The sequence below is a fragment of the Pseudoalteromonas ostreae genome, from assembly GCF_018069805.1.
Taxonomy (GTDB): Bacteria; Pseudomonadota; Gammaproteobacteria; order Enterobacterales; family Alteromonadaceae; genus Pseudoalteromonas; species Pseudoalteromonas ostreae.
Map to the genome: position 1 here is coordinate 59,167 of NZ_JAGPYN010000020.1, position 20,400 is coordinate 79,566.

At 41.6% G+C, this 20,400-nt stretch carries 28 protein-coding genes; 20 read left to right on the forward strand and 8 right to left on the reverse strand.

All coding sequences use genetic code 11. The features are described from left to right. The first annotated feature begins 1 nt into the window (after position 1). The gene (locus J7338_RS15635) at positions 2-940 is read left to right on the forward strand and encodes a FecR domain-containing protein (RefSeq protein ID WP_210797914.1); all 939 of its coding nucleotides are present in this window, start codon (positions 2-4) and stop codon (positions 938-940) included. A gap of 24 nt (positions 941-964) precedes the next feature. Here the strand turns inward: J7338_RS15635 and J7338_RS15640 are convergent, their stop codons facing one another. From J7338_RS15640 to J7338_RS15655, 4 genes are read right to left on the reverse strand one after another with little or no spacing between them, the layout of a single operon-like run. Beyond that, positions 965-2,203: an ABC transporter permease gene (locus J7338_RS15640; protein ID WP_210797915.1), complete on the reverse strand. Its 1,239-nt coding sequence runs from the start codon at positions 2,201-2,203 to the stop codon at positions 965-967. After that, on the reverse strand, positions 2,196-2,903 hold the full coding sequence (locus J7338_RS15645) for an ABC transporter ATP-binding protein (protein ID WP_210797916.1): 708 nt from the start codon (positions 2,901-2,903) through the stop codon (positions 2,196-2,198). Before J7338_RS15645 ends, J7338_RS15640 begins: the two co-directional genes overlap by 8 nt. After that, positions 2,903-4,084: an efflux RND transporter periplasmic adaptor subunit gene (locus J7338_RS15650; protein ID WP_210797917.1), complete on the reverse strand. Its 1,182-nt coding sequence runs from the start codon at positions 4,082-4,084 to the stop codon at positions 2,903-2,905. Before J7338_RS15650 ends, J7338_RS15645 begins: the two co-directional genes overlap by 1 nt. Before the next feature lie 51 nt (positions 4,085-4,135). After that, entirely contained in the window at positions 4,136-4,846 is a 711-nt protein-coding gene (locus tag J7338_RS15655) for a YIP1 family protein (protein WP_210797918.1), read from the reverse strand. Positions 4,847-5,010: 164 nt separating this feature from the next. On the opposite strand from J7338_RS15655, the gene J7338_RS15660 reads away from it, so the two are divergent. After that, entirely contained in the window at positions 5,011-5,904 is an 894-nt protein-coding gene (locus tag J7338_RS15660) for an aldo/keto reductase (protein WP_210797919.1), read from the forward strand. A 140-nt stretch (positions 5,905-6,044) separates the two neighbouring features. Here the strand turns inward: J7338_RS15660 and J7338_RS15665 are convergent, their stop codons facing one another. From J7338_RS15665 to J7338_RS15680, 4 genes are all read right to left on the reverse strand, one after another. Continuing rightward, positions 6,045-6,722, reverse strand: coding sequence for a TorF family putative porin (locus J7338_RS15665; RefSeq protein ID WP_210797920.1), 678 nt, complete (start codon positions 6,720-6,722; stop codon positions 6,045-6,047). Between the two features lie 289 nt (positions 6,723-7,011). Continuing rightward, on the reverse strand, positions 7,012-8,175 hold the full coding sequence (locus J7338_RS15670) for a hypothetical protein (RefSeq protein ID WP_210797921.1): 1,164 nt from the start codon (positions 8,173-8,175) through the stop codon (positions 7,012-7,014). A gap of 148 nt (positions 8,176-8,323) precedes the next feature. Then, positions 8,324-8,524 (reverse strand): helix-turn-helix transcriptional regulator, encoded by a 201-nt coding sequence (locus J7338_RS15675; RefSeq protein ID WP_210797922.1) that lies wholly within the window; start codon positions 8,522-8,524, stop codon positions 8,324-8,326. Between the two features lie 8 nt (positions 8,525-8,532). Next, a complete protein-coding gene (locus tag J7338_RS15680; protein WP_210797923.1) occupies positions 8,533-8,958 on the reverse strand; it encodes a hypothetical protein in 426 nt (141 codons plus the stop codon). A gap of 237 nt (positions 8,959-9,195) precedes the next feature. Between J7338_RS15680 and J7338_RS15685 the strand changes: the two genes are divergently transcribed. From J7338_RS15685 to rplQ, 18 genes are all read left to right on the forward strand, one after another. Continuing rightward, positions 9,196-11,136, forward strand: a complete 1,941-nt coding sequence (locus J7338_RS15685) for an AsmA family protein (protein ID WP_210797924.1) — start codon at positions 9,196-9,198, stop codon at positions 11,134-11,136. A gap of 277 nt (positions 11,137-11,413) precedes the next feature. Beyond that, entirely contained in the window at positions 11,414-11,782 is a 369-nt protein-coding gene (gene rplN, locus J7338_RS15690; protein ID WP_011329449.1) for a 50S ribosomal protein L14, read from the forward strand. Between the two features lie 10 nt (positions 11,783-11,792). Then, the gene (gene rplX, locus J7338_RS15695; RefSeq protein WP_138555508.1) at positions 11,793-12,107 is read left to right on the forward strand and encodes a 50S ribosomal protein L24; all 315 of its coding nucleotides are present in this window, start codon (positions 11,793-11,795) and stop codon (positions 12,105-12,107) included. 16 nt (positions 12,108-12,123) lie between these two features. Next, a complete protein-coding gene (gene rplE / locus J7338_RS15700) occupies positions 12,124-12,663 on the forward strand; it encodes a 50S ribosomal protein L5 (RefSeq protein WP_016710195.1) in 540 nt (179 codons plus the stop codon). Between the two features lie 10 nt (positions 12,664-12,673). Beyond that, complete coding sequence (gene rpsN, locus J7338_RS15705) at positions 12,674-12,979, forward strand: 30S ribosomal protein S14 (protein WP_058562128.1); 306 nt, start codon at positions 12,674-12,676, stop codon at positions 12,977-12,979. Positions 12,980-13,000: 21 nt separating this feature from the next. Beyond that, a complete protein-coding gene (rpsH, locus tag J7338_RS15710; RefSeq protein WP_064668469.1) occupies positions 13,001-13,393 on the forward strand; it encodes a 30S ribosomal protein S8 in 393 nt (130 codons plus the stop codon). A gap of 13 nt (positions 13,394-13,406) precedes the next feature. Then, positions 13,407-13,940 (forward strand): 50S ribosomal protein L6, encoded by a 534-nt coding sequence (gene rplF / locus J7338_RS15715; protein WP_169020345.1) that lies wholly within the window; start codon positions 13,407-13,409, stop codon positions 13,938-13,940. Positions 13,941-13,949: 9 nt separating this feature from the next. Continuing rightward, positions 13,950-14,300, forward strand: a complete 351-nt coding sequence (rplR, locus tag J7338_RS15720) for a 50S ribosomal protein L18 (protein WP_008115388.1) — start codon at positions 13,950-13,952, stop codon at positions 14,298-14,300. Between the two features lie 9 nt (positions 14,301-14,309). Further along, the gene (gene rpsE, locus J7338_RS15725; protein ID WP_002959485.1) at positions 14,310-14,816 is read left to right on the forward strand and encodes a 30S ribosomal protein S5; all 507 of its coding nucleotides are present in this window, start codon (positions 14,310-14,312) and stop codon (positions 14,814-14,816) included. Positions 14,817-14,819: 3 nt separating this feature from the next. Continuing rightward, positions 14,820-15,002, forward strand: a complete 183-nt coding sequence (gene rpmD, locus J7338_RS15730) for a 50S ribosomal protein L30 (RefSeq protein WP_016710201.1) — start codon at positions 14,820-14,822, stop codon at positions 15,000-15,002. Between the two features lie 5 nt (positions 15,003-15,007). Continuing rightward, positions 15,008-15,442: a 50S ribosomal protein L15 gene (gene rplO / locus J7338_RS15735; RefSeq protein ID WP_054206422.1), complete on the forward strand. Its 435-nt coding sequence runs from the start codon at positions 15,008-15,010 to the stop codon at positions 15,440-15,442. A gap of 10 nt (positions 15,443-15,452) precedes the next feature. Further along, the gene (secY, locus tag J7338_RS15740) at positions 15,453-16,781 is read left to right on the forward strand and encodes a preprotein translocase subunit SecY (RefSeq protein WP_210797925.1); all 1,329 of its coding nucleotides are present in this window, start codon (positions 15,453-15,455) and stop codon (positions 16,779-16,781) included. A gap of 22 nt (positions 16,782-16,803) precedes the next feature. Continuing rightward, positions 16,804-16,917 carry a 50S ribosomal protein L36 gene (gene rpmJ, locus J7338_RS15745; protein WP_002959476.1) on the forward strand — a complete coding sequence of 38 codons (114 nt, stop codon included), beginning with the start codon at positions 16,804-16,806 and terminating at the stop codon, positions 16,915-16,917. 125 nt (positions 16,918-17,042) lie between these two features. Continuing rightward, positions 17,043-17,399 (forward strand): 30S ribosomal protein S13, encoded by a 357-nt coding sequence (gene rpsM / locus J7338_RS15750; RefSeq protein ID WP_145241916.1) that lies wholly within the window; start codon positions 17,043-17,045, stop codon positions 17,397-17,399. 12 nt (positions 17,400-17,411) lie between these two features. Beyond that, on the forward strand, positions 17,412-17,798 hold the full coding sequence (rpsK, locus tag J7338_RS15755) for a 30S ribosomal protein S11 (protein WP_002959471.1): 387 nt from the start codon (positions 17,412-17,414) through the stop codon (positions 17,796-17,798). A gap of 21 nt (positions 17,799-17,819) precedes the next feature. Further along, on the forward strand, positions 17,820-18,440 hold the full coding sequence (rpsD, locus tag J7338_RS15760; protein WP_016710205.1) for a 30S ribosomal protein S4: 621 nt from the start codon (positions 17,820-17,822) through the stop codon (positions 18,438-18,440). 24 nt (positions 18,441-18,464) lie between these two features. Beyond that, entirely contained in the window at positions 18,465-19,451 is a 987-nt protein-coding gene (locus J7338_RS15765; protein WP_210797926.1) for a DNA-directed RNA polymerase subunit alpha, read from the forward strand. Between the two features lie 39 nt (positions 19,452-19,490). Beyond that, a complete protein-coding gene (rplQ, locus tag J7338_RS15770) occupies positions 19,491-19,892 on the forward strand; it encodes a 50S ribosomal protein L17 (protein WP_016710207.1) in 402 nt (133 codons plus the stop codon). The last annotated feature ends 508 nt before the right edge of the window (positions 19,893-20,400 follow it).

Genomic DNA, 20,400 nt, shown 5'->3' on the forward strand with positions numbered 1-20,400 from the left:
TATGGCGAAAATATCGCCAGATACAATACAGCAAGCTGCGGTTTGGATGGCCAGGTTATGGGCTGATGACGTTAATCAACAAGATAAACGTGCTTTTCAAGCTTGGTATGATGCAGAGCCTGAACATGCGATAGCATGGCAACAGTTAGAACGATTGCAGGAGGCGTTTCACAAGGCACCGCAATCTGAACTTAGTCGTGCAGTATTAACACACAAGAAAAAGGGATTATCACGGCGGCAATTACTTGTGTTGGGGCTTTTTAGCCTAACGAATCTGGGTTTGATTTTTGCGGGACGAGCAAGCCAGCCTCGTGGACGTGAATATATTACTGCCGTTGGCGAATTAAAAACCGTTACCCTTAGTGATGGTACGATAATGACTATGAATACAGATACTCGCGTTTATGTTGACTTCGATCAGTCAGTACGAAGATTACACTTATTACAAGGCGAAATATCTGTCTCCAGCGCACGTCATACTGCCTCTTTATATGTGACTACGCGAGATGGTAAAGCAGTGCCAATTGGTACACGCTTTACTGTCAAGCAACAAGAGCACCACACGTTAGTTGCCGTCTATGAAGGGGTTGTGGAGCTGCGACCTGAACAGAGCGTACAGTTACTTAGATTAAAAGCGACGCAGCAAGCCGCTTTTAATCCAAACAGTATTATGCCAATACAGCATTTGTTTACAACTAAGCCATTATGGCTTGAGCATAAAATACAAGCAAATGGCAGTAAACTAACCGATTTCATTGCCGATCTTGCTCGTTACCGACGTGGTGTGATAAGTGTTGAACCGCAGCTTGCTAAATATAAAGTTACAGGGACATTTTCAACATCTGACACAGATAAAACGCTACAGCATTTGAGTGAAATATTGCCTATAGAGATCCACTACCGCTTGCCTTTTTGGCTATCAATTAAAGAACGAGGTTAAAGTGATACGGTTCTATAAATTGAGTTATTCATAACGTAATGCATCAATAGGGTTGAGTCTTGCTGCTTTTATCGCAGGAGCTAAGCCAAACACAATGCCAATTAATGATGTAAAACCAAATGACAACATTACTGCCCAGCCAGGTATATATGCATCTGGCATACTCGGCACAGAAAGTGAAATAAGTGTCGCAGCCGCATAACCAATAGCAAGCCCGATTAACCCTCCAAAGAGTGATAAAACCACAGCTTCAACTAAAAATTGCAGCATAATAAAGCCTGGTGTTGCACCTAATGCTTTAAGGGTGCCTATGACTCTGGTGCGCTCAGTAACAGATACCAACATAATATTCATTACTCCAATACCACCAACTACTAGGCTGATACCGACGATCCCAGCTGTGATTGCAGTAGCGCTACCTGTAAATTTATCAACATTAGCACGGGCTTTTTCAGCTGTTTCAAACTCAAAGTCATTTTCTTCACTATCTTTGAGTTTGTGTAATTGACGTAGGATCCGAGTGATTTTGGCAATAACAAGCTCTTCGTTGCTATCATCTTTGAGCCTAAACATCACTTGTACATTACTGGTACTATTTGCACCTTCTAGCGCACTCATGGTACTGATCGGTATATTTATATAATCGTCTTGATCGAAACCAAGCAGGCTTCCTTGTTTTTCGGCTACGCCAATGATCCTAAACCATTCACCACCGAGTTTAATATATTCTCCTACTGGATTATCAGGCAAATTAAGCTTTTCAATAATTGACGGGCCTATAAAAGCAACTCGACGGCGTTTTTCATCATCTTCTGCGCGAATAAAGCGTCCAAGCTCAGGGAAGGTGCGATAGGCTTTTTGGTAATCTTGCTCTGTGCCCATTACGCGTGATGAATGGCTTTTATTACCGTATTCAGCTCCCCCAGAGAAACGCCAAGTAAACATTAATGCAGTGAGTGTTTCGGCTTCTTTTATGCGGGCTTTTAGGGTTAAAAAATCCGTATAGGTTAATTTAGCATTTTTACCTACCATCTCTTGTTCTAGACTGGTAAAAGCTTTGATCGAAGTAACATCAGGCGCCATATCTGCCAGTTGGTCATTTATTTGTTTGGTAAACCCTTGCATAACTGCAACCACAGTAATAACCGCCGCAACCCCAATGATGATCCCTAAGCAGGTTAAAGCGCTGCGCATTGCATTGGCCTTAATGGCCATTAGTGCTGCTTTTGTGCCTTCCATAATCGCAATGGCAGATTTAAACATGCTGCTTGTCTCCTTCACTTTTACGCACATCGCTGACCACTTTGCCATCAACCAAACGAATAACGCGCTGGCAGTGATCGGCAATTTCTTGTTCATGGGTGACTAAAATAATCGTGTGACCTTCACCATGTAACTCATCAAATAAGGCCATAATCTCGGTCGTGGTTTTACTATCAAGGTTACCGGTTGGCTCATCACCAAGGAGAATGTGTGGTTTGGTAACTAGAGCACGAGCAATGGCGACCCGTTGGCGCTGACCGCCTGAGAGTTGACTTGATAGGTGATCGACCTTATCAGCTAAGCCAACACGTTTTAGCGCTTCGAGTGCTTTTTGTTTACGCTGCTTTGCTGGAATAAAACGATACACTAATGGCTGCATCACATTTTCAAGTGCCGAGGCGCGTGGCAGTAAGTTAAAGCTTTGAAAAATAAAACCCACACTCTCATTACGTTGATGAGCAAGCTCGGTTTCGGTCATGCTTTTTACCAGTTTATTTTTTAAAAAGTAATCGCCGCTGGTGGGTGTATCTAAACAGCCTAGTAAATTCATTAAAGTGGACTTACCCGAACCAGAAGGACCAATGATGGCAACGTATTCGTTCTCATTGATCACGACATTTACGTCATCAAGGGCTTTAAATATCTGTTCACCCATTTTGTATTGCTTGTTGATATGCTCAAGTTTGATCACCGCCGACATTATTGTTCGCCCTTAGTGCTCTTAGAGTTTGCAATTGGCTCTTTTACTATAACATTATCTTTTTCTTTCAATTTACTGAGCGGTCTCGCTGGTCCAATCACAATGCGCTCACCTTTACTTAACCCTTTTGTTATTGCTTGTTCTATGTCTGAAGATAGACCCACTTCAACAATGACTTTGGTGACTGTATTATCGTCATTTAAACGCCACACAAAATAGTTATCATCTTCTTTTTGAATTGCTTCAATAGGAAGTTTTAAGCCGTTAACAGCGATGCTTGTGGCTATTTCAGCTCGGCAGCTCATGCCTGCGTATAGCTGACGCTCAGTAGTATCGAGTAGCACTTTTACTCGAAACGATAGTCCCTGCGAACCCGCTTGGTTTTTAGCTGAAGTGCCAATGTTGATCACTTTTCCGGTAAATGGCTGATTTGGGTAAGCTGCAGCATAAATATCTGCATGTTGATCAAGCTTTATACCTGCTATATCGGTTTCATCTACTCTTAACTCGGCTAGTATAGCGCTAGGATCGGCAACGAGCATTAAATCTGAACCAACAATATTTGTGGTGCCAGCAATGACTGTTTCACCTTCTTTAATATTTACCGAGGCAAGTAAACCACTCATGGGAGCACGAAATACGCTTTTGCTTAATCTATCTTCTGCAATCGAAAGTGATGCTTGGGCTTGGTTATATGCCTCAACTTTGGCTTCAATATCGATTTTGGCAAGATCGCGGGCATTTTCTAAATTCTCGTAAGCTTCTTGTCCAGCAAGGCCAGCATCATACAGTTCTTTTTGACGTTTTAATTGTCGTTCTATATTAACTAAACGCGTTTTACTATGCTTTATCTCTATTTCACTGGCGCGCAGTACTGCTTTATTACGAGTTACTTCGGATTCAAATGCGGTCGTATCAAGGCGCATTAAAATATCACCTTGCTCTACACTTTGTCCTTCCTCAACAAACACTTTTTCTACTCGGCCTGTGACTTCTGAGCGTAACTGTACTTGCGTATTAAAGACTAAGTTTCCTGACGCCATAATAGAGTCTGCAATACTGCCTTGCTCGACTTTGGCAATATTTACTTCTGGTGCCTTGTCGCTACCAGTGATTTGCTTTGACACAATTAAAGCAATAAATGCGGCAATGGCTAAGGTGATGATGATCGCTTTTTTCATTTTTACTTCCATATAGAATTGAGAGGGTAAAAATACTCACTCTCTCATTTTTTAAACAATAGCAATCACAGTCCAAATACCGTAAATGATAATGCTAGGAAGGGCTGCAAATAAGATCGCTTTATTTAAGCTAAAGTTGGTCCAACATTTAAGCCCAATAGCTGCCAGTGCGATGCCCCAAATACTGAAAATATTTAAACTTTCCATCATGGTATAAAATGGGTGACCGAGCTCTAATCCCAATATTAACTGGTTGATAGAGGCATAATTTAATAAGCTCATGGAAAGTTCATTGGTGCTTGCGGTTAATACCAATGCGATGACACCTAAGCTAGAAATAACCATGGGCATCATGGTCCAAAAACCCAAACCATACCAGGCGCCATAGCTATAATTTGCATCAGGATCTTGTTTTGATACAAGCAAATAATAGCCCGCAATTAATGCGTTAATTAATATAATGCCAAAAACACCACCGCCCATAGCAAACCATATTTGGTTATCGATGCCTTGCTCCATGCTTTGGCGAATCATTTTTTTCTCACCAATAGTGGCATCAACAGTTGCAGCCGCAACTTGCTCTTCTAAAATAAATTGTGAGTCAGCATTACTGTAAAAAATATAGGTGCTGGCGATTAACATAATAGTGATAAGCGCGAACGCTAGCCAAGACCAGCCTTTCGCTTCTTTTAGACCATTGAAAGTTTTACTCGGACTGATAAAAATATCAATAGATGCAGATAAAGCATTTGCAGATTTCATTGTTCTAATTCCTTTTTTAATTTTAAAGGTACAAACCTTATTACTATTAATACCTTAATAAGTAGGTAGAATGAAGAATAAATTAATTCTCGACTCGATTTAATTGTTACGGCTTATTAATGTAGGCTTAACTGACTTATTGTAAGAGTTAAAGTAGGAAAAAAATGAGTAATTTAGACCGTAAAATAGATGAGTTAGTATTGGGGTTTTGGCGATTATTAGATTGGCAAATTTCACCACAACAGTGTTTAACTTTTCTCGAGCAAGCAATTGAAGCAGGCGTAAGGCACACCGATCACGCTGACATTTATGGTGGATATGGTTGTGAGGCAGAGTTTGGTAAAGCTTTAGCTTTAAAGCCAAGTATTCGTGATGAGATCAAAATTATTACTAAGTGTGGTATCAAACCTGCTTTTGCAAGCTTAGGTTTAGCAGGCCAAGCTAATCATTACGATTCGAGTGCCGCACATATTATTAGCTCAGCACAGCAATCGTTAAAGCATTTTAATACCGATAGATTAGATGCATTACTTATTCATCGCCCTGATTATTTGATGAATGCAGACGAAGTAGCTGAGGCATTCACTACTCTTAAGCAAAATGGTGATGTACTCGAATTTGGTGTATCAAACTTTACGCCATCACAACTAAGTTTATTGCAGTCGCGTCTTGATTTTGAATTGGTGACCAATCAAATTGAATTTTCACCGTATGAAATGCAAGCACTTGATGATGGTAGTTTAGACCAATGTCAGTTACTTGATATAAAACCTATGTGTTGGTCACCTTTGGCTGGCGGTCGCATTTTTGCAGAAAATGATGAAAAAGCGATTCGCCTGCGTCAAGTACTTGAGCAAGTCGGCAGCGAAATTGGTGCAAGTTCTATTGATCAAGTGGTTTACGCGTGGTTATTAATGCACCCAAGCAACCCATCAGTGGTACTGGGCACAGGTAATATTGCACGAGTTGAATCAGCTGTTGCCGCTAAGCAGTTAAAACTCAGTCGTGAACAATGGTATCGTATTTGGCAAGGTTCAACAGGGCACAGTGTGCCATAGGAGTTGTAAGTTTTAAGCTATAAGCAGCCTGAGTTTGGGGTAAGTCTTGACATAAAATCTGAACTTAGTCGTTTTTACCACTTACCAAGATCGAGAAAGGGCCTTACGGCCCTTAGTGTTGCAGCAAGTAACACATTCTTTTATAGGCTAAAGTCCATTGCAAAAGCAACGTAAGCCTTAATATCACTGTCATCCATATCGGTATCTGATAGACCAAAAGTGAAACCATCTTTAGAGATAGAGACACCGTAATCGATGATATCGTCATCACCAATAAAATCACCAGAGTAGTGACCTAAGTGTAAGGCCATTTCAGTGCCATTCGTACCAACTGCGAAACCGTAATCTGCAGTCAGGTATAACGAATCACCAAAGTCTGTGCCATCACCGCTTGCGGCTGAAGTTGCAAGAACTGATGCGCCAAAGCTAAAGCCACCCATACTGATGCTACCGTAAATTTCAGAAAAATCAGCGTCTGCGCCAGAAGCTGCATCAGGGTAAGCGTAATAGATGTAGCCAACGTCATAGCTCATATTTTCATTAATATCGCCACCAAAACCAGCATAGAGATCAAGCTCGTAGGTCATTTCATCGGCCCAGCTTGCATTTGAAGCCCAAGTACCAGCATAAAAACCTGATTCGTTGGCATAATCAATACCACCTGAAATTGCAGCATCACCACCGGTTTGTTGTTGACCACGCCATAAGTAGTTTGAAGTTGCTGCGACATTGGCTGTTACTTCTGCATATGCAGCTGTAGATGTTGCACCCATGAGTATAAGTGTGCTGATCGCAATTGCTGATTTTAGTTTTAACATGCTTGGTATCCTGTTGTTATGCTGATTTTTTGGCTCGCAATTATTAATTAGATTGCAGTCTATAATTGCGGATCCTATTTTTAGTTGTCTGTTAGGATAATTGCACTGCTTGTGCCAAGTTAAATGAAAAGCAATAATTTATATTTAAATTACTTTATAAACAAAGGTATAAATATTTATAGTGAAAGGAGGAGATTGTTTTTTACGAAGCTTGCGCACTTTATTGGTGCGTAAAAAAACCCGCATGCACAACTCAGTTGCAGCGGGTTTTTGTATTTTTTACTGTGGTTTAACCAAAAATAGTACGCATTAGGCTGATTGTTTCGTTCACGCCACGGCCTTTTTGTACTTCGCTGATAATTGAATCACGCTTTGCGCGAATATGCTCAGGCATATCGTCAGCAGCAAGTGCGCGATCAACAAGTATTTCAGCAGACTCTTTACCACGACGCACTTTTCTAGTGCCAGTGGTTGTTGTACGCTTTGGCTTGCTCAATAACTTGATGTAGTTAGAGTTTTCAGGCGTGTTTTTGTCCGCGTGATAGAAAAAGCACGGAATTAACGCTTTGATTGAAACAAGTTGTTGATCCAGCTCGCTGTCACCACTTGCCATTTTAAACCAAGACATACCATGAACTGCTTGGACAATATCCTGCCAATAACGCTCAAAGTCACGATTATTTAATTTAGTAATAGCCAATGCTGAACAAAGTGCATCTAAACGGGTGTTATTAATTGGTGTAAAAACATCTGGGCGGCGCATTGCTAATAGACGCGTTGCTGGTGCAAGCGTTGGCTTTTCATTGCTATCCGTAAAAGCTTTTAAATATTTGACCACAAATTCTTGGTAATCAGCTTCGGTTACTTCACCTTCTAAAGGTATATGCGCTAATGCTTCATCAAATAATGCAGGCAGGTCGGCAAGCATTTGATGAAAAGCTTTGGCGCTTTTAGTAGAGCTAAACCATTCAACATCAAAGTTATAACTACTTGGATCTAGCGCAGAGGTATGTTTACCACTAAATGCTAATAAGTCTTCAGGGATCATCTCTTTCAGTGATTGCTCGCGAATACCAGCTATATAGTTGGCAAGACGTAACTGTTCATCAAGGGCTAACACATCTTTATGTTGCTCTATAAATACACTAACTACAGGCCAAGGCGCTACGCGTAATGTTTTCAATTGTAAGAAGCTAATTGCTGAAACTAATAAGTCATTAAGCTTTTTTAAAATTGGTAATTGATTGGTTTCGAGTAAGTCATGATTAATACGGTCACGGCTAGCATTAAGTAGTTCATAGCACCAACCTAAGAAGTCTTCAGGATGATTTTCTATTTTCACCGCCATCAGGTTTAAGCTGATTTCAGAAGCCTGCTTTAGAATATTTTGATAAATATGGCCTTCTTGTTCGCCTAATGCCATTTGTGAAGGTGAAATGAGCAGTTTTTTCATGCCTGATGGTACTCCGATTAGATACATTTTTCAGTTGTTTAATTTTAGCGCAAAACGCCTTAAAACAACAGGGCTGTGCATCATACCGAAGAATGCAGGGGATGTAATCAAGATAACTCTGAAAATTCCAAGATTGCATTTAAAGGGTTTAATCACCATCGTCAAGCGTAAAAAGATGCTCAACAGAGGTGTTAAACCGCTGCGCTATCTTCAACGCAATAATCACAGAAGGTGTGAATCGACTCGTTTCGACCGTGCTGATTGTTTTGCGTGAAACGGCGATAGCATCGGCTAGCTCTTGTTGCGAAAGCCCAGCGGCTTTGCGAAATTCTGCTATATGATTTTGCACATTATCTCCTAATCACGGCTTTGCCATAGTAGTGAAGCGCCATATACCAAGAGCATGATTCCTAGGTAGAATACTGCCATAGCTGCATGCGAAACCTCGCTAGGTATTGCATCGCTTTTATAAAAAACACCAAGAAGGCAAAGTCCAAATGCAATACTTGTATGTTTATATGCATTAGTGTCAATGGTGTTTAGAAACTCATCTTTATAAGCGTATTTAAAATACATTTTTAACGGAAAGCCCGCTTTAATGAGGTAAATAATCACTATAACCATATAAAATAAAACGCTCATTCCAACAATTAAAATCTCCTCTATATCATGCTTTATTAATGAGTAAACACTGAGAAGTAAAAAAACCATGCCTGCGCTTATACTAAGCCATATATTCTGACTCATAAATTTTTCTTCGGTTTTAATATCTTGTTGTTTCATAAAGTCCATCCTGTGAAAGTGTTAATTTATATTTTTGTAACCTACAGGTATCAATGTAACCTTGGGGTATCATTTGGTCAAGTTGTTTTTGTAACCTAAAGGTATCAAAATGTTTCAGTCACAATTCATATATTCAATGTAGAATGCAGGGAATAGCATTTTTCTTCGTTGGACAATGATTTTAATGTTAACTCCCGCTATGATAAGAACATTATTTGCACATTTGAAAGGACCATCATGAAGACCTTATTTAAAGTTATTGGTGTCATATTATTATTGCTTGTTGCTTTAATTATTGCTGCACCGTTTTTAATTCCAACTGATGCCATTTTTAATAAAGTCTCTGAGCAGGTTGAGCAAACCACTGGGCGTACTTTAACTATAAAAGGCGATAAAACATTATCCGTTTTTCCTTCTTTGAAGCTTGAACTTGAAGATGTTCATTTCGCCAATATGAAAACTGGCTCACGTGCAGATATGGCAAGCATGCAGCAACTTGCAGTTCATATTCCTTGGTTTTCGCTATTTGGTGGTGAACTTAAACTAGAAAAGTTTGTGATCAATGAACCAAATATTCTGCTTGAAACAGATAAAAGCGGCAAAGCTAACTGGCAGTTATTTGATGCAGTAGCTAAGAAACCTGAGCAGCAAACTCAATCAGGTGAGGCAGTCAAACTACCTGAAAACTTTGATATTCAGTTAGGTGAAGTGGCTATATATGGTGGGTCGTTTACTTATTTAGACGGTCAAACGGGAGCTAAACAGAAAATTAGCGATTTAGAATTAGCCATCTTACTGCCTTCACTGCATAAATCACTCGAAGTCAAAGGTGGGATCACTTATATGCAAGAGCGCTTTGAGCTTGATGTAACAGTTGATAACCCAGCTAAAGCAATAGAAGGTGATACATTTAATGTGACAACTGATGTCACTTCAAAGTTAGTTGATGTTGAGTTTAAAGGCTTAATAGCCGGTCAAGGTAAAGATATTCAAGGTCAATTAGCGCTCAGTGGTGATTCAGTCAAAGAGATAGCTAAATGGCAGGGAGTCGAGCTGAATGCTAAAGAAAGCGCCTTTAATGCATTTAGTGTTAGCGGCAAAATGCGTATGCAAGGTGATAAATTTAACTTAGCTGAATTAGTCGCCACTCTTGATGCATTAGAGATCAAAGGAAAAAGCGAGCTTAATTTAGGCAAGCGTTTAGCCGTTAATGCTGACATCGATTTAGGCATGCTTGATTTAAATACATACTTACCAGAAGCGGTTGCACAAGCCGAAGCGCCAGAGCCTGCAAAGGATGCTCCCGCGCAGCCAATTGTATGGGATGACACAAAAATAGATTTAAGTGGCTTAAATGCCTTAGATGCGAATGTGGTGATCCGTTCAAGTGGCTTAAAAGCAAATGAAATCAAACTTGGTGCTAATCAATTTACTGTAAACCTAAACAAAAGCGTAGCAATAATCAGCCTAGATAAGTTTGCCGCCTACGAAGGGAATGGTAAAGGCACAATAACGGTTAATGCGAAACAAGCTCCTTACAAAATCAGCACCAACTTCTCGTTAGATAAAATAGATGCACAACCATTGCTAACAGATGCCGCAGGCTTTGATAAGCTAATGGGCAAAGGCTCACTCAATTGGGACCTAGCAACATCAGGTCAGAGCCAAAAAGACTTTATGAGTGCCCTACAGGGTAAACTAGCATTTGAATTTGCCGATGGTGCAGTAAAAGGCGCCAACATTGCTGAAATGGTTCGCAAAGGCAAAGAGCTAATTAAGGGTAACTTTGGTGCAATATCCGAAGGGCTAAATACTGGCTTTGATAATTCCCAGCAAACCGACTTCTCTGCGCTAACGGGTAGCTTTAACTTTACCAATGGTGTAGGTAAAAACACAGATCTGAGTTTGTTAAGTCCATTAGTGCGTATTAGTGGTGAAGGGGATGTTAATCTACCTGCAACGACAGTTAACTACCGCCTAGTGACAGGAATAGTCGATTCACTTGAAGGGCAGGGGACCAAAGATGACAGCACCGGCTTTAAAATTCCAGTACGAATTAAAGGACCATTTCATGATGTTGGCATCAGCTTAGATGTAAGCAAAGCGGCAGAAGATGAAGTAAAAGAAAAAGCGAAAGATAAAATTAAAGATAAGTTGAAAGGTTTGTTTGGCAAATAATGCCGATTTTATTCGGTGATAAAACAATCAGGGCATAAAATTGCCCTGATTGTTTTATAATCAATGCTAAAATAGCAAAATATGTTTCATCGACAAAACAACTATCCTCGTCATTCTAAATTAATTAAAAAATAACCTACCACTACACCCGCAATGCTGATACAATTGCCCGCCCTTGGGAGACAACTAGATTGTTTTTTGAGTGGTTTTTAACCTAAATGTCTTGATTTTAAACAAATTTAAGACAGTTGTAATAACTACACCGGAGGTCATTAACATGATCCAAATGCAAACTCAGCTGGAAGTTGCTGATAACAGCGGCGCTCGCAAAGTGCAGTGTATTAAAGTCTTAGGCGGTTCGCACCGTCGTTATGCAGCGATTGGTGACATCATTAAAGTTTCTGTTAAAGAAGCGATTCCTCGCGGTAAAGTGAAGAAAGGTGATGTTAAAAACGCGGTAGTTGTGCGTACTAAGAAAGGCGTTCGTCGTCCAGATGGTTCTTTGATCCGTTTTGACAGCAATGCGGCTGTTATCTTAAATGATAACTTGCAGCCAATTGGTACACGTATTTTCGGCCCTGTGACTCGCGAACTTCGTAATGATAAGTTCATGAAAATCGTTTCACTAGCCCCAGAAGTACTGTAAGGAGTCAATCATGGCAGCAAAAATCCGTCGTGATGACGAAGTAATCGTTCTAGCAGGTAAAGACAAAGGTAAGCGCGGCAAAGTGCTTTCAGTTGTTACCGAGTCTGGTCGAGTATTTGTCGAAGGCATTAACTTAATCAAGAAGCACCAAAAGCCGGTTCCACAATTGAACCAGCCAGGTGGTATTGTTGAGAAAGAAGCGTCTATTGACGTATCAAACGTTGCGATCTACAACTCGGAAACGAGTAAAGCAGATCGTGTAGGTTTCAAGATTGAAGATGGTAAGAAATTACGTATCTTTAAATCTACTGGTAAAACTATCTAATAGTTGGAGTAGAATGATGGCGAAACTGCATGAAGTATATAAAGACAAAGTAGTTGCTGAACTTCAAGAGAAGTTTGGTTTCAGCTCTGTCATGCAAGTCCCTCAGATCGAAAAGATCACATTGAATATGGGTGTGGGCGAAGCCCTAGCTGACAAGAAAATTTTAGATAACGCTGTTGCGGATCTAGAAGCAATTGCTGGTCAGAAGCCACTTATCACTAAAGCACGCAAATCTGTTGCTGGCTTTAAAGTACGTGAAGGCTACCCAATTGGCTGTAAAGTAACCTTACGCGGCGAGCGTATGTGGGACTTTTTTGAGCGTTTGGTTTCAATCGCTATCCCACGTATCCGTGACTTCCGTGGTGTGAGTGCTAAGTCTTTTGATGGACGTGGTAATTACAGCATGGGCGTACGTGAACAAATCATCTTCCCAGAAATTGATTATGATAAAGTAGACCGCGTACGCGGTATGGATATCACAATCACTACATCTGCGAAAACAGATGAGGAAGGCCGTGCGTTGTTAGAAGCGTTTAACTTCCCATTCAAGAAATAAGGGTAGGGTTATGGCAAAGAATTCTATGAAAGCGCGCGAAGCAAAGCGCACGAAATTAGTTGCTCAGTTCGCTGAAAAGCGCGCAGCACTAAAAGCTATCATCAGTGATGTGAAAACATCTGACGATGATCGTTGGGACGCGGTACTTAAGCTACAAGCTTTACCACGTGATTCTAGCCCTGCACGTCAACGTAATCGTTGTAACATTACGGGCCGCCCACATGGTTACCTTCGCAAATTCGGCATGAGCCGTATTAAAGTTCGCGAAGCAGCTATGCGCGGTGAAATTCCTGGCCTTAAAAAGGCTAGCTGGTAATAGAATCACGGGAGTAAGACTATGAGCTTGCAAGATCCTATCGCGGATTTGTTCACACGTATCCGTAACGGTCAGTCAGCGAAGAAAGTATCTGTAACGATGCCTAATTCAAAACTGAAAGTAGCATTAGCTAAAGTATTAAAAGATGAAGGTTACATCACTGATTTCGCAGTAAGCGGCGATGTTAAACCTGAGCTTTCTATCGAGTTGAAATACTTCGAAGGCAAAGCTGTTATTGAAAATATCCAGCGTGTTAGCCGCCCTGGTTTACGTATCTATAAGAGACGTGACGAATTACCGAAGGTAATGGGTGGTCTAGGTATCGCTATCGTATCAACTTCTAAAGGCCTAATGACAGACCGCGCCGCACGTAGTGCTGGTGTTGGTGGTGAAATCATTGGTTTTGTAGCTTAATCGGAGGGGAACTATGTCTCGCATAGCAAAGGCACCAATTAATGTTCCTGCCGGTGTAGAAGTTACATTAAAAGGCCAGGACATCACAGTTAAAGGCAAAAACGGCGAATTAACGCGTACTATCAACTCAGCTGTTGAAGTACAACTTAACGACAACGTTATTACAACTTTACCTCGTGAAGGCGTAGCCAATGCATGGGCACAAGCAGGTACTGCTCGCGCTCTAATCAACAACATGGTTGTTGGTACGCATGAAGGTTACGAGAAGAAACTTCAGTTAGTAGGCGTTGGTTACCGTGCTGCAGCTAAGGGTAAAACATTAGATTTAACTCTTGGTTTCTCACACCCAGTTAATTTCGCAGTTCCTGAAGGAATTACGATTGAAACTCCAAGCCAAACAGAAGTTCTAGTTAAGGGCGTAGATAAGCAGTTAGTTGGTCAAACAGCTGCTAACATTCGTGCATACCGTAAACCTGAGCCTTATAAAGGTAAGGGTGTTCGTTATTCAGATGAGAATGTACGCCGTAAAGAGGCTAAGAAGAAGTAAGGTAAGACGATGGATAAAAAAACAGCTCGTCTACGTCGTGCTAAACGCACTCGTAGAAATTATATTGAACAAGGCACAACGCGTCTTGTTATCCACCGCACGCCACGTCACATTTACGCTCAAGTTGTAAACGCTGAGGGTAATGTACTGGCTGCTGCTTCTACTGTTGAAAAAGCTATTAGCGAAACAGTTAAAGGCACAGGCAACGTTGCAGCTGCACAAGCAGTTGGCAAAGCGGTTGCTGAACGTGCGGCTGACAAAGGCATCGAAAAGATTGCTTTTGATCGCAGTGGCTTTAAATATCACGGCCGTGTGAAGGCGCTAGCAGATGCTGCGCGTGAAGCCGGTTTGCAATTCTAGGAGTAGACAATGGCTAACGTAGAAGCAAAGCAACAACAGCCTGATCTAGCTGAAAAGCTAATCGCGGTAAACCGTGTGTCTAAAGTAGTTAAAGGTGGTCGTATCTTTAGCTTCACTGCACTAACTGTAGTTGGTGACGGCGCAGGTAAAGTAGGTTTCGGTTATGGTAAAGCACGTGAAGTTCCAGCTGCTATTCAAAAAGCAATGGAAAAAGCACGTCGTAACATGATCAACGTAGACCTAAATGGCAACACATTACAGCATCCTGTTAAAGGACGTCATGCTGGCTCTCTTGTGTTTATGAAACCAGCCTCTGAAGGTACTGGTATCATCGCAGGTGGTGCTATGCGTGCAGTACTAGAAGTTACTGGTGTGCAGAACGTACTTTCTAAATGTTACGGTTCTACTAACCCGATCAACGTTGTACGTGCAACGATCTCAGCTCTTGAGAATATGAATTCTCCTCAGTCGATCGCTGCAAAACGTGGTCTTCGAGTAGACGAGATTCTGGGGTAAACCATGGCTAATAAAACTGTAAAAGTAACACAAGTAAAGAGCTCTATCGGTCGTTTACCGAAACATAAAGCTACATTACGCGGTCTTGGTTTACGTCGTATCAATCACACTGTTGAGTTGGAAGACACAGCATGTGTACGTGGTATGATCAACCAAGTTTCATACATGGTTAAGGTTGAGGGGTAATTCGAATGCATTTGAATACACTTTCTCCTGCTGCAGGTTCTAAATCTGCTCCAAAACGTGTTGGTCGTGGTATCGGTTCTGGTCTTGGTAAGACTGGTGGCCGTGGTCACAAAGGTCAAAAATCACGTTCTGGCGGTAAAGTACGCGTTGGTTTTGAAGGCGGTCAAATGCCTATGCAACGTCGTCTACCTAAGTTTGGTTTCACTTCTCGCAAATCTTTAGTATCTGCAGAAATTAACCTATACGAAATCGCTAAAGTTGAAGGCGATGTGGTAGACCTAAGTACGTTACAAGCAGCTGGTCTAGTTAAAAAGAACGTTCTGTTCGTTAAAGTTGTTAAATCTGGCGAAGTTTCACGCGCTGTTACCGTTAAAGGCCTTAAGGCTTCTAAAGGTGCTCGCGAAGCTATCGAAGCCGCCGGAGGCAAGGTAGAAGACTAAGGAAGTACTAATGGCTAAACCAGGTCAAGATACACAAAGTGCACAAAGTGGGCTTTCGGAATTGAAACGTCGATTACTGTTCGTATTAGGCGCTATCATTATTTACCGTCTAGGTTCATTTGTGCCAATCCCTGGGATTGACGCCGCTGTACTTGCCGATTTCTTCGAGCAACAAAAGGGCACCATTGTTGAAATGTTTAACATGTTCAGCGGTGGTGCGCTTGAGCGCGCTTCGGTGTTAGCACTGGGTATAATGCCTTACATCACAGCTTCAATTATTACGCAACTATTAACGCATATGTATCCTCCGTTTATAGAGCTTAAGAAAGAAGGTGAACAAGGTCGTAAGAAAATTAGCCAGTACACACGCTACGGCACGCTCTTGCTTGCTACTATTCAATCAATCGGTATTGCCACAAGCTTACCGGGTATGATGGACGGGTTAGTTGTTAATCCAGGTCTCGGTTTCTATTTCACCGCAGTGGTGAGTTTAGTAACGGGTACTATGTTCCTGATGTGGTTGGGCGAGCAAATAACTGAACGTGGTATCGGTAACGGTATCTCAGTTCTGATATTTGTTGGTATTGTAGCTAACCTGCCGTCTGCTATTGGTTCGACAGCCGAAATGGCGCGCCAAGGTGATTTACATGTTTTAGCACTGTTATTGATTGCGGTAATCGTATTCGCTGTTACTTATCTTGTAGTGTTCTTTGAACGTGGGCAACGTCGTATCGTCGTTAACTACGCAAAACGCCAACAAGGTCGTCAAGTATTTGCTGCCCAAAGCACGCATTTACCACTAAAAGTAAACATGGCGGGTGTTATTCCACCAATCTTTGCTAGCAGTATAATTCTGTTCCCTGGTACAATTGCCAGCTGGTTCGGCCAGGGTGAAGGTCCGGTCGCTGATGTATTACAAGCTGTCGCAACTACGTTGACTCCAGGTCAGCCGTTGTATTCGCTTGTATTAGCTGCGGCTATTATCTTCTTCTGCTTTTTCTACACAGCGTTGGTGTTTAACCCACGTGAAACAGCAGATAACCTGAAAAAATCTGGCGCATTTATCCCAGGTATTCGTCCAGGCGAGCAGACATCGAAATACATTGATAAAGTGATGACACGCCTGACATTGGCAGGTGCTTTGTATATAACCTTTATCTGTCTGGTGCCCGAATTCATGACGATGGCATGGCAAACGCCATTCTACTTCGGCGGTACATCAATTTTGATTATCGTTGTTGTCATCATGGACTTTATGGCACAAGTACAGACTCATATGATGTCTCATCAATATGATTCTGTGCTGAAAAAAGCGAACCTTAAAGGCTACGGTCGATAAGGTCAGTTTACGGAGTTGAGCAATGAAAGTACGTGCTTCCGTTAAGAAAATATGCCGTAACTGTAAAGTTATTAAACGTGCCGGTGTTGTACGTGTAATTTGCAGTGAGCCTAAGCATAAGCAAAGGCAAGGTTAATTAATAAGTCGTGCAGGCTGAGGTTTCTCGGCCTGTGTTTTCAATTGTGATTTGGTCTTCGTTTGAGTATCCTTACGGGCTCTTCAAACAGATGATAACCAAATTCAAATATAGGAGATGTGTTAGTGGCCCGTATCGCTGGCATTAACGTCCCTGATCATAAACATGCAGTTATTGGTTTAACAGCTATTTATGGCATAGGTAAGACTCGCTCTAAGGCTATCTTAGTAGCGACTGGTATCGCCGAAACCACAAAAATCGGTGAACTTTCAGACGAAACACTTGACGTATTGCGTGAAGCAGTTGGCAAGTACACTGTAGAAGGTGATCTTCGTCGTGAAGTTACTTTGAATATCAAGCGCCTTATGGACCTTGGTTGTTACCGTGGCCTACGTCACCGTCGCTCTTTACCACTACGTGGTCAAAGAACAAAGACTAACGCGCGTACCCGTAAGGGTCCTCGTAAGCCTATTAAGCGATAAGGGGATAGTATTATGGCTAAGACACCAATTCGTCGTAAAAAGGTTAAAAAGCAAGTTGCTGATGGTATGGCTCATGTTCATGCTTCTTTCAACAACACTATTGTTACAATTACCGACCGTCAAGGTAATGCACTATCATGGGCTACTGCCGGTGGTTCAGGTTTCCGTGGTTCACGTAAATCTACACCATTCGCTGCTCAGGTTGCTGCAGAGCGTGCAGGTACTGCTGCTCAAGAATACGGTTTAAAAAATCTAGAAGTGTTCATCAAAGGTCCAGGTCCAGGTCGTGAATCTGCTGTACGTGCTTTGAATGCTGCTGGTTACCGTATCACCAACATCACTGACGTGACGCCAATACCACACAATGGTTGTCGTCCACCGAAGAAACGTCGCGTTTAACAATAGGTTAGGAGAAATAACATGGCAAGATATTTGGGCCCTAAGCTCAAGCTGAGTCGTCGTGAAGGTACTGACCTGTTCCTTAAGAGCGGCGTAAGAGCTATCGACTCTAAGTGTAAACTTGAGACTGCACCTGGTCAGCACGGCGCTCGTAAAGGTCGCTTATCTGATTACGGTCTACAATTACGTGAAAAGCAAAAAGTACGTCGTATCTACGGTGTATTAGAAAAGCAATTCCGTAACTACTACAAAGAAGCTGCTCGCCTTAAGGGCAACACAGGTGAAAACTTGTTACAGCTTTTAGAGCAACGTTTAGACAATGTTGTATACCGCATGGGTTTTGCAAGCACACGTGCTGAAGCACGTCAGTTAGTAAGCCACAAAGCGGTTTTAGTTAATGGTCGTGTAGTGAACATTCCTTCATTCGTAATTACTCCAGAAGATGTAGTAGTTATCCGTGAAAAGTCTAAGACACAAGCTCGTATCATCGCTGCTCTAGAACTAGCCGAGCAACGTGAAAAACCGACTTGGGTTGAAGTTGACGGTAAGAAAATGGAAGGTAATTTCAAACGCCTACCAGAGCGTTCAGATCTGTCTGCGGACATCAATGAACAACTAATCGTCGAACTTTACTCTAAGTAAAGTTAAGAGTTAAGAGAGGATAAAATGCAGGGTTCTGTTACAGAATTTCTAAAACCAAGGTTAGTCGATATCGACGCTATTAACCCAACTCGTTCTAAAGTAGTTTTAGAGCCATTAGAGCGTGGCTTCGGTCATACTCTTGGGAATGCCTTACGCCGTATACTTCTTTCGTCAATGCCAGGATGTGCAGTAACTGAAGTTGAAATCGACGGTGTGTTGCACGAATACAGCGCGAAAGAAGGCGTACAAGAAGACATCATTGAAATTCTGTTAAATCTTAAAGGTCTAGCAGTTACTTTGGAAGGTAAAGATGAAGTTTTTCTTACCCTGACTAAGTCTGGTGTAGGCCCTGTGACTGCGGCTGATATTCAGCACGACGGCGATGTAACCATTGCCAACCCAGATCATGTTATTTGTCATTTAACGGCAGATAATAGTGCGATCAGCATGCGAATCCGTGTTGAGCGTGGTCGTGGGTATGTGCCGGCATCTAGCCGTTTATCCTCTGATGACGATGAGCGTCCAATTGGTAGATTGTTGCTTGATGCATCATTTAGCCCAGTTGAACGTATTGCGTACTCGGTTGAATCAGCACGTGTTGAACAACGTACAGACTTAGACAAGTTAATCATTGATATGGAAACAAACGGCACTATTGATCCAGAAGAAGCGATCCGCCGTGCGTCGACTATCTTAGCTGAGCAGCTAGAAGCATTCGTAGACTTACGTGATGTTACAGAGCCAGAAGAGAAAGAAGAGAAGCCAGAATTCGATCCTATTCTACTTCGTCCAGTTGATGATCTTGAACTAACAGTGCGTTCAGCAAACTGTTTGAAAGCCGAGCAAATTCAATATATCGGTGATTTAGTTCAGCGCACAGAAGTCGAGCTTCTTAAAACGCCTAACTTAGGCAAGAAGTCTCTGACTGAAATTAAAGACGTGCTAGCTTCACGTGGTCTATCTCTAGGTATGCGCCTAGAAAATTGGCCACCTGCAAGCCTAGCTGAATAATCTAAATCACTATATTAGTTTAGTTAGAAGGATAGGGTCATGCGCCATCGTAAGAGTGGTCGTCAATTAAACCGTAACAGCAGCCATCGCAAAGCGATGTTCAGCAATATGGCAGGTTCTTTGGTGAAACATGAAATCATCAAAACTACTTTGCCAAAAGCGAAAGAGTTACGTCGTGTAATTGAACCTTTAATCACACTGGCTAAGACTGACAGTGTAGCAAATCGCCGTTTAGCGTTTGCTCGCACGCGTGATAAAGAAGTAGTTGGTAAGTTGTTCAGTGAAATCGGTCCTCGCAACACAGACCGTCCAGGTGGTTACACTCGTATTATCAAGTGTGGCTTCCGTGCTGGTGACAATGCACCAATGGCTTATATTGAACTAGTAGGTCGCACATCTGCGAACGAAGAAGTTCAAGAAGACGCGCAGTCTGCTGAGTAAGTCTTAAAGACACCAAAAAGCCGAGCTTAATGCTCGGCTTTTTAATGCCTAATATTCCAATAACTAAAGCAATTATCTTCGTTCTACTTTATAAGCCCCACGATATTTCAAAACATATCTAAATGATAAAGCGATCTGTTCTACTTACTTTATGTAATGATCGAGTGATTGATCCTTAATAATGATCATTTTCTTAAAATTATTTAAAGGATCTTACATTTTAGTAGAGTAAAGAGCTTGAGATAGGTATCTTTAGTATTGTTTTTGGGCGTTTAGTCTAAATATCCAGCGAACAGTCATTTATTTCAAGTTTTCTGCAAAAAAGGGTTGATCTGTTTTCGGATCTCCCTATAATGCGACCCCACTGAGACGGCAGACAGCAACGCTTAGCGAGGCACGAGTCACTTAGTTAGTCGAGTAAAACTTAGCTTTTAAATCTTTTAAAAGAAACTAAAAATTAAGTGTTGACAAAAAAATAGGAAAGCGTAAGATGCGCAGCCCTAGCGAA

What these genes read in the sequence shown, in the direction of transcription:
- J7338_RS15640 (WP_210797915.1), bottom strand. Translation starts at nt 2,203, where the DNA reads ATGTTTAAATCTGCCATTGCGATTATGGAAGGCACAAAAGCAGCACTA.
- J7338_RS15665 (WP_210797920.1), bottom strand. Translation starts at nt 6,722, where the DNA reads ATGTTAAAACTAAAATCAGCAATTGCGATCAGCACACTTATACTCATG.
- rplE (WP_016710195.1), top strand. Translation starts at nt 12,124, where the DNA reads ATGGCGAAACTGCATGAAGTATATAAAGACAAAGTAGTTGCTGAACTT.
- rplN (WP_011329449.1), top strand. Translation starts at nt 11,414, where the DNA reads ATGATCCAAATGCAAACTCAGCTGGAAGTTGCTGATAACAGCGGCGCT.
- J7338_RS15635 (WP_210797914.1), top strand. Translation starts at nt 2, where the DNA reads ATGGCGAAAATATCGCCAGATACAATACAGCAAGCTGCGGTTTGGATG.
- J7338_RS15680 (WP_210797923.1), bottom strand. Translation starts at nt 8,958, where the DNA reads ATGAAACAACAAGATATTAAAACCGAAGAAAAATTTATGAGTCAGAAT.
- rplQ (WP_016710207.1), top strand. Translation starts at nt 19,491, where the DNA reads ATGCGCCATCGTAAGAGTGGTCGTCAATTAAACCGTAACAGCAGCCAT.
- J7338_RS15655 (WP_210797918.1), bottom strand. Translation starts at nt 4,846, where the DNA reads ATGAAATCTGCAAATGCTTTATCTGCATCTATTGATATTTTTATCAGT.
- J7338_RS15765 (WP_210797926.1), top strand. Translation starts at nt 18,465, where the DNA reads ATGCAGGGTTCTGTTACAGAATTTCTAAAACCAAGGTTAGTCGATATC.
- rpsD (WP_016710205.1), top strand. Translation starts at nt 17,820, where the DNA reads ATGGCAAGATATTTGGGCCCTAAGCTCAAGCTGAGTCGTCGTGAAGGT.
- J7338_RS15660 (WP_210797919.1), top strand. Translation starts at nt 5,011, where the DNA reads ATGAGTAATTTAGACCGTAAAATAGATGAGTTAGTATTGGGGTTTTGG.
- J7338_RS15685 (WP_210797924.1), top strand. Translation starts at nt 9,196, where the DNA reads ATGAAGACCTTATTTAAAGTTATTGGTGTCATATTATTATTGCTTGTT.
- rplO (WP_054206422.1), top strand. Translation starts at nt 15,008, where the DNA reads ATGCATTTGAATACACTTTCTCCTGCTGCAGGTTCTAAATCTGCTCCA.
- rpsK (WP_002959471.1), top strand. Translation starts at nt 17,412, where the DNA reads ATGGCTAAGACACCAATTCGTCGTAAAAAGGTTAAAAAGCAAGTTGCT.
- secY (WP_210797925.1), top strand. Translation starts at nt 15,453, where the DNA reads ATGGCTAAACCAGGTCAAGATACACAAAGTGCACAAAGTGGGCTTTCG.
- rpsE (WP_002959485.1), top strand. Translation starts at nt 14,310, where the DNA reads ATGGCTAACGTAGAAGCAAAGCAACAACAGCCTGATCTAGCTGAAAAG.
- rpsH (WP_064668469.1), top strand. Translation starts at nt 13,001, where the DNA reads ATGAGCTTGCAAGATCCTATCGCGGATTTGTTCACACGTATCCGTAAC.
- J7338_RS15650 (WP_210797917.1), bottom strand. Translation starts at nt 4,084, where the DNA reads ATGAAAAAAGCGATCATCATCACCTTAGCCATTGCCGCATTTATTGCT.
- rpmJ (WP_002959476.1), top strand. Translation starts at nt 16,804, where the DNA reads ATGAAAGTACGTGCTTCCGTTAAGAAAATATGCCGTAACTGTAAAGTT.
- rpsN (WP_058562128.1), top strand. Translation starts at nt 12,674, where the DNA reads ATGGCAAAGAATTCTATGAAAGCGCGCGAAGCAAAGCGCACGAAATTA.
- J7338_RS15670 (WP_210797921.1), bottom strand. Translation starts at nt 8,175, where the DNA reads ATGAAAAAACTGCTCATTTCACCTTCACAAATGGCATTAGGCGAACAA.
- rplF (WP_169020345.1), top strand. Translation starts at nt 13,407, where the DNA reads ATGTCTCGCATAGCAAAGGCACCAATTAATGTTCCTGCCGGTGTAGAA.
- rplR (WP_008115388.1), top strand. Translation starts at nt 13,950, where the DNA reads ATGGATAAAAAAACAGCTCGTCTACGTCGTGCTAAACGCACTCGTAGA.
- J7338_RS15645 (WP_210797916.1), bottom strand. Translation starts at nt 2,903, where the DNA reads ATGTCGGCGGTGATCAAACTTGAGCATATCAACAAGCAATACAAAATG.
- rplX (WP_138555508.1), top strand. Translation starts at nt 11,793, where the DNA reads ATGGCAGCAAAAATCCGTCGTGATGACGAAGTAATCGTTCTAGCAGGT.
- rpmD (WP_016710201.1), top strand. Translation starts at nt 14,820, where the DNA reads ATGGCTAATAAAACTGTAAAAGTAACACAAGTAAAGAGCTCTATCGGT.